Annotated in this window: 7 protein-coding genes and 1 riboswitch; of the genes, 1 reads left to right on the top strand and 6 read right to left on the bottom strand. The window is 68.0% G+C overall.

Features of this window, described 5'->3' with window-relative positions:
• The coding region (locus GX543_RS05930) for an SMR family transporter (protein WP_290850525.1) at positions 1–236 on the bottom strand (236 nt) is incomplete at its 3' end.
• Positions 237–246: 10 nt separating this feature from the next.
• Positions 247–310: riboswitch (guanidine-III (ykkC-III) riboswitch) on the bottom strand.
• A 55-nt stretch (positions 311–365) separates the two neighbouring features.
• Here GX543_RS05930 and GX543_RS05925 point away from each other — a divergent pair.
• Positions 366–716, top strand: coding sequence for a hypothetical protein (locus GX543_RS05925; protein WP_290850524.1), 351 nt, complete (start codon positions 366–368; stop codon positions 714–716).
• 48 nt (positions 717–764) lie between these two features.
• On the opposite strand, the gene GX543_RS05920 is transcribed toward GX543_RS05925, so the two are convergent.
• From GX543_RS05920 to GX543_RS05900, 5 genes are all read right to left on the bottom strand, one after another.
• A complete protein-coding gene (locus GX543_RS05920; RefSeq protein ID WP_290850522.1) occupies positions 765–1280 on the bottom strand; it encodes a MarR family transcriptional regulator in 516 nt (171 codons plus the stop codon).
• Between the two features lie 33 nt (positions 1281–1313).
• Positions 1314–2183 (bottom strand): 3-hydroxyisobutyrate dehydrogenase, encoded by an 870-nt coding sequence (gene mmsB / locus GX543_RS05915; protein WP_290850521.1) that lies wholly within the window; start codon positions 2181–2183, stop codon positions 1314–1316.
• Positions 2180–3355 carry an acyl-CoA dehydrogenase family protein gene (locus GX543_RS05910; RefSeq protein ID WP_290850520.1) on the bottom strand — a complete coding sequence of 392 codons (1176 nt, stop codon included), beginning with the start codon at positions 3353–3355 and terminating at the stop codon, positions 2180–2182. The genes mmsB and GX543_RS05910 overlap by 4 nt, the downstream gene beginning before the upstream one ends.
• Positions 3356–3391: 36 nt before the next feature.
• Complete coding sequence (locus tag GX543_RS05905) at positions 3392–4915, bottom strand: CoA-acylating methylmalonate-semialdehyde dehydrogenase (protein WP_290850518.1); 1524 nt, start codon at positions 4913–4915, stop codon at positions 3392–3394.
• Positions 4916–5020: 105 nt separating this feature from the next.
• Complete coding sequence (locus tag GX543_RS05900; RefSeq protein ID WP_290850527.1) at positions 5021–5218, bottom strand: PspC domain-containing protein; 198 nt, start codon at positions 5216–5218, stop codon at positions 5021–5023.
• Positions 5219–5465 lie beyond the last annotated feature (247 nt).

Here is a 5465-nt window from a genome sequence, read left to right as displayed (position 1 = left end):
GCGCCGGTGAGCATTCCGTAGACCACGGCGCCGGTGGCGCCGATGCCGACCCAGATGGCGTAGGAACTGCCGGTGGGCAGCTCGCGCATCGCGTAGGCCAGGCCGCCCATGCTGATGACGATCGCGACGGCGAAGATGACCGTGGGCCAGAGGCGGGTGAAGCCCGCCGATCGGCCGAGGGCGGTGGCCCACACGGCTTCGAAGAGGCCGGAGATGACGAGAACGAGCCAGGACATGATTGCTCCTAAGCCACCGTCTTGTCGCTGACCGGGTACGGCGGGCTCGTCCGGGCGCCCGAGGCGGGCGTCGAGAGGGACGTTACCCAGCAAGTGGCGCGGCGGCCAGTCTCCGGGGACGATGAGAGCATGGCCACATCGAACGATTTCGGTTCCGACGACTTCGACCGCTTCGCCCGCGAGGCAGGCGAGGGACTCCGCAAACTGTTGCGTCAAGCCCTCGAGAATCCCCGCGCCACGGCGACGTGGGCCGATATCGCGGCCTCGGCGACGCGGCCGCGCGCCGCCGCCGAACCGGTCAAGGAATCCGAGGTCATCGACGTCGACCCGGGTGTCTGGGCCATCGTGCGCGAGGACGACGGAATTCGCGTCGAGCGGGTGTTTCCCAGCGAGTTGGAAGCGCTTCGCGCGAACCAGGGCAACAACGATCAGACGCGGTCCGTGAGATTTCTGGAGTACGGGAGCGAGATCTCTGGCTGATCGCGACGCGGTGATGGCAGGTGTCGGTGGGGCGGGGGTCCCCCGGGCTCAGAAGTCGCCGTTGTCCTGACGCAGTTCGCGGATCGCGGAGACCAGGTTCTGGGCGCTGGAGCGCGCCATGCCGACGTTCGCGAAGACGCCGTTGTTCAGCACCACGGTGGCCTTTTCGACGAGTTCGCGGCCGTCGGCGGTGATCGACACCAGCGTGGTCCGACCGTCGGTGGGATGAGGGATTCGCTCCACCAGACCGGCGTCGACCAGTCGGGCGATGGCGTGGGTGGCCGACGAGACGTGCACCTGGAGGCGGTCGCTGGCCTTGGAGATGGGCAGCGCGCCGTGGCGGGTGAACGCCAGCAGTCGAAGGAGCTCGAACCGCGAGAAAGTGAGACCGAACGGCTTCAGTTCCTGCTCGACGCGGGCCAGCATGATCTGGTGCGCGCGCATCACCGAGGTGACCGCCTCCATGCCGTCGGCCACCTCGTCGCCCCAGCCGGCGTCCTCCCAGTTGCGACGGGCCAGGGCGATCGGATCGTGCTCGCCCGCTTCGTGATTCACCCCGGCCACGCCGCTCCTATCGACTGCTGTTGCGCTTGCTGATCAGCGCAGGGTCTCGATTATCGCACTGAAGTCGAGCCCGCCGTTCTCGGCTGCGAACTCGTCGTACAGCTTGGCCGCGTGAGAGCCGAGCGGAGCGGTGGCTCCGGTGGCACCGATCGCATCCATCGCCAGGTGGAGGTCCTTGTTCATCAGCGCGGTGGCGAAACCGGGACGGAACTCGTTGTTCGCCGGCGACGTCTCGACCGGGCCCGGGACCGGGCAGTTGGTCTGCAGCGCCCAGCAGTTGCCGGTGGCGCCGGTGACGACGTCGTACAGGGCCTGATCCTCCAGGCCCAGTTTCTCGGCCAAGGCGAAGGCTTCGCCGACGGCGATCTGCTGGACGGCGAGGATCATGTTGTTGCACAGCTTCGCGGCCTGGCCGTTGCCGGATCCGCCGCAGGCGACGACCTTGCCGGCCATCGGAGCCAGGATCGGCCGAGCCGCGGCGAGCGCGGCGGTGTCGCCGCCGACCATGAACGCCAGGGTGCCCGCCGTGGCGCCCTTCACGCCGCCCGAGACCGGCGCGTCGAGCTGCATGAGCCCCACGTCGACAGCCTGCTTGTGCACGGCACGCGCATCCTCGACCGAGATCGTCGAGCTGTCGATGAACAGCTGTCCGGGGGTGGCGTGGGGGAGCACGGCGTCGTACACCGACTTCACGGCTGCGCCGCTGGGCAGCATGGTGATGACGGCATCGGCACCGGAGACGGCCTCTTCGGCGGAGGAGGCCGCGCGGACGCCCGCGGCGACGGCGGTATCGAGATTGCTCTGAACCAGGTCGAATCCGACCACGTCATGGCCGCCCTTGACGAGGTTGGCCGCCATGGGGCCGCCCATGTGGCCGAGTCCGAGGAATGCGATTGTGCTCATCGTGTGCCCTTTCCGGCGGTGGCACGCTGCGCCTCGGCGCGTCCGATGACCATCCGCATGATCTCGTTGGTTCCTTCAAGAATGCGATTGACGCGCAGATCGCGGACGATCTTCTCGATACCCGTCTCGTGCAGGTAGCCGTAGCCGCCGTGCAACTGGAGCGCCTGATCGGCGACGGTGTAGCAGTTCTCGGTGACGAATCGCTTCGCCATCGCACACAGTTCCACCTTGTCGGGGTCGTTCGCGTCGAGTGCCTCGGCGGCCCGCCACAGCAGCAGGCGTGAGGCTTCGAGCGCGGTGGCCATCTCGGCGAGGGTGGCGGAGATGGTCGGCTCGGCGATCAGCGGTTTCCCGAATGCCTCGCGCTCGGTGGTGTAGGTGAGCGCTTGGTCGTAGGCGGCCTGCGCGCCGCCCATCGAGCAGGCGGCGATGTTGAGTCGACCGCCGTTGAGCCCGTTCATGGCGATGCCGAACCCGGTGCCCTCACCGTCCGGGCCGCCGAGCAAGGCGTCGGCCGGAACGCGGACGTCGTCGAAGACCACCTGGGCGGTCGGCTGGTTGTGCCAGCCCATCTTCGCCTCGGGCGGGCCGAACGAGAGTCCCGGCGTGCCCTTCTCGACGACGAATGTCGAGATGCCGCGGGGGCCGGCGTCGCCGGTACGGGCCATCACCACGTAGACGTCGGAGACGCCGCCGCCGGAGATGAACTGCTTGCTGCCACGCAGGACGAAGTCGTCGCCCTCGCGGCGCGCCGACGTCGACAGCGCCGCGGCGTCCGACCCCGCACCGGGCTCGGTGAGGCAGTAGCTGGCGAGGCTCTCCATCGACGCCATCTTGGGCACCCAGCGTTCACGCTGCTCGGGGGTGCCGTAGGAGTCGACCATCCACGTGCACATGTTGTGGATGGAGAGGAACGCCGCCGTCACCGGGTCGGCCTTGGCCAGTTCCTCGAAGATGCGGACGCCGTCGATGCGGCGGAGGCCGGAGCCGCCGACGTCTTCGCTGGTGTAGATCCCGGCCATCCCCAGCGACGCCGCCTCGCGCATCGCATCGACGGGGAAGTGCGCGGTGGCATCCCATTCGAGCGAGTACGGGGCGAGTCGCTTGCGGGCGAAGTCCCGGGCCGCTTCGACGACGATCCGGTCGTCATCGGGCAATTTCGGGTAGGGCATGGTGTCGCCTTGCGCCTGTTCTCTCGTTCGGACCGGTCAGTGCATCTGCGGCATGGCGAAGTCGGCGCCTTCCTTGATGCCCGACGGCCAGCGCGAGGTCACGGTCTTGGTCTTGGTGTAGAACATGATCGACGCGGGTCCGTGCTGGTTGAGGTCGCCGAAACCGGAGCGCTTCCAGCCGCCGAAGGTGTGGTAGGCCACCGGGACCGGGACGGGGACGTTGACGCCCACCATGCCGACCTCGACGCGGTTGGTGAAGTCACGTGCGGTGTCGCCGTCGCGGGTGAAGATCGAGACGCCGTTGCCGTACTCGTGCTCGGTCGGCAGCGCGAGCGCCTCTTCGTAGTCGTGCGCGCGGACGATGCAGACCACGGGGCCGAAGATCTCGTCGGTGTAGATCGACATGTCCTTGGTGACGTGGTCGAAGAGCGTCGGGCCGACGTAGTAGCCGCCGGAGAGGTCGGCGTTCTCGAAGGTGGTGTCGGCGGCGCCCTTGCCGCGACCGTCGACGACGACCTCCGCGCCTGCGGCCACGCCCTGCTCGATGTAGTCGAGCACCCGGTCGCGGGCAGCAGCGGTGATCAGCGGCCCGTAGTCGGCCTTGGGGTCGTGGCTGTGGCCGACGCGGAGCGCCTCGACGCGGGCGACCAGCTTCTCGCGCAGGGCGTCGGCGGTGGCGTCGCCGATCGGGACGGCCACCGAGATCGCCATGCAGCGCTCGCCCGCCGCGCCGTACCCGGCGCCGACGAGGGCGTCGGCGGCCTGATCGAGGTCGGCGTCGGGCGCGATGATCATGTGGTTCTTGGCACCGCCGAAGCACTGGCTGCGCTTGCCGTTCTTCGCGGCGTTCTCGTAGATGTACTGCGCGATGTCCGACGATCCGACGAAGCCGATGGCCTTCACGTCGGGGTTCTCCAGCAGTGCGTCGACGGAGGTCTTGTCGCCGTGGACCACCTGGAAGACGCCGTCGGGCAGACCTGCCTCGGAGAACAGTTCGGCCAGGCGGACCGGGACCGAGGGGTCACGCTCGGAGGGCTTGAGGATGAAGGCGTTGCCGCAGGCGAGGGCCGGGCCGGCCTTCCACAGCGGGATCATCGCCGGGAAGTTGAACGGGGTGATGCCTGCGACCACGCCGAGCGGCTGGCGCATCGAGTAGACGTCGATGCCGGTGCCTGCGTTCTCGGTGTACTCGCCCTTGAGCAGGTGGGGGATGCCGACAGCGAACTCCATGACGTCGAGGCCGCGGACCACGTCGCCGCGGGCGTCCTCGAGGGTCTTGCCGTGTTCGCTGGAGAGCAGCGATGCGAGCTCGTCCATGTTCTGGTTCACCAGATCGATGAACTTCATGATGACGCGGGCGCGGCGCTGCGGGTTGTACTCGGCCCAGACCTTCTGCGCCTCGACGGCGGTGGCGACAGTGGCGTCGACCTCGGCGGCGGTGGCGAGCGGGACCGTGGCCTGAACTTCGCCGGTGCTGGGGTCGTAGACGTCGGCGGTGGCGCCGGTCGCGGCGACGCGTGCGCCGTTCAGGTAGTGATCGATGGTCCGCAGAGAAGTCATGCGCCGTCCTTCCAGAGGGGCTCGAATGGTGACGCCAACCACCATATACTTGGACGTCCAACTAATGCAATAGGTTGGACGTCCAAGTTTCTACGTCTCGTCGAATCACTCCTGCGGAATCACGATCCAGAGCAGCAGGTACAGCAGCACCTGCGGGCCCGGCAGGAGGAGGGACGCGACGAACGCGACGCGGACCAGGGTGGAACTGACCCCGAAGTACTCGGCGAGGCCGCCCGCGACACCGCCGAGCATCCGGTCGTTGGTCGAGCGGGTCAGTCGTTTGGGCTGCGGTGCGGGTGAAATGGGTGCGGGTGAAAGGTCGGTGGGCAGTGCGCCGTCGCTGTAGGGGATGGTCGGGAACTGGGACTCGGTCATGTCGACTCCTGATCGTGGGTGGGTGTCCGATGAGTCCAAGGTAGGAGTGCGCGGCGCTATCCGGCATCGGGAAGCACCCCGGTTTCGACCCCCAGATACGATGGACGCCATGAGTGCGGCTACCGACGAACTGATGGATTTCGACGACGTCATCGCGACCTACGACCCGGTGATG

The sequence above is a fragment of the Gordonia sp. (in: high G+C Gram-positive bacteria) genome, assembly GCF_012515855.1.
Taxonomy (GTDB): domain Bacteria; phylum Actinomycetota; class Actinomycetes; order Mycobacteriales; family Mycobacteriaceae; genus Gordonia.
Note: the sequence above shows the minus strand (reverse complement) of the source record. Positions and strands in the feature narration are given on the sequence as shown.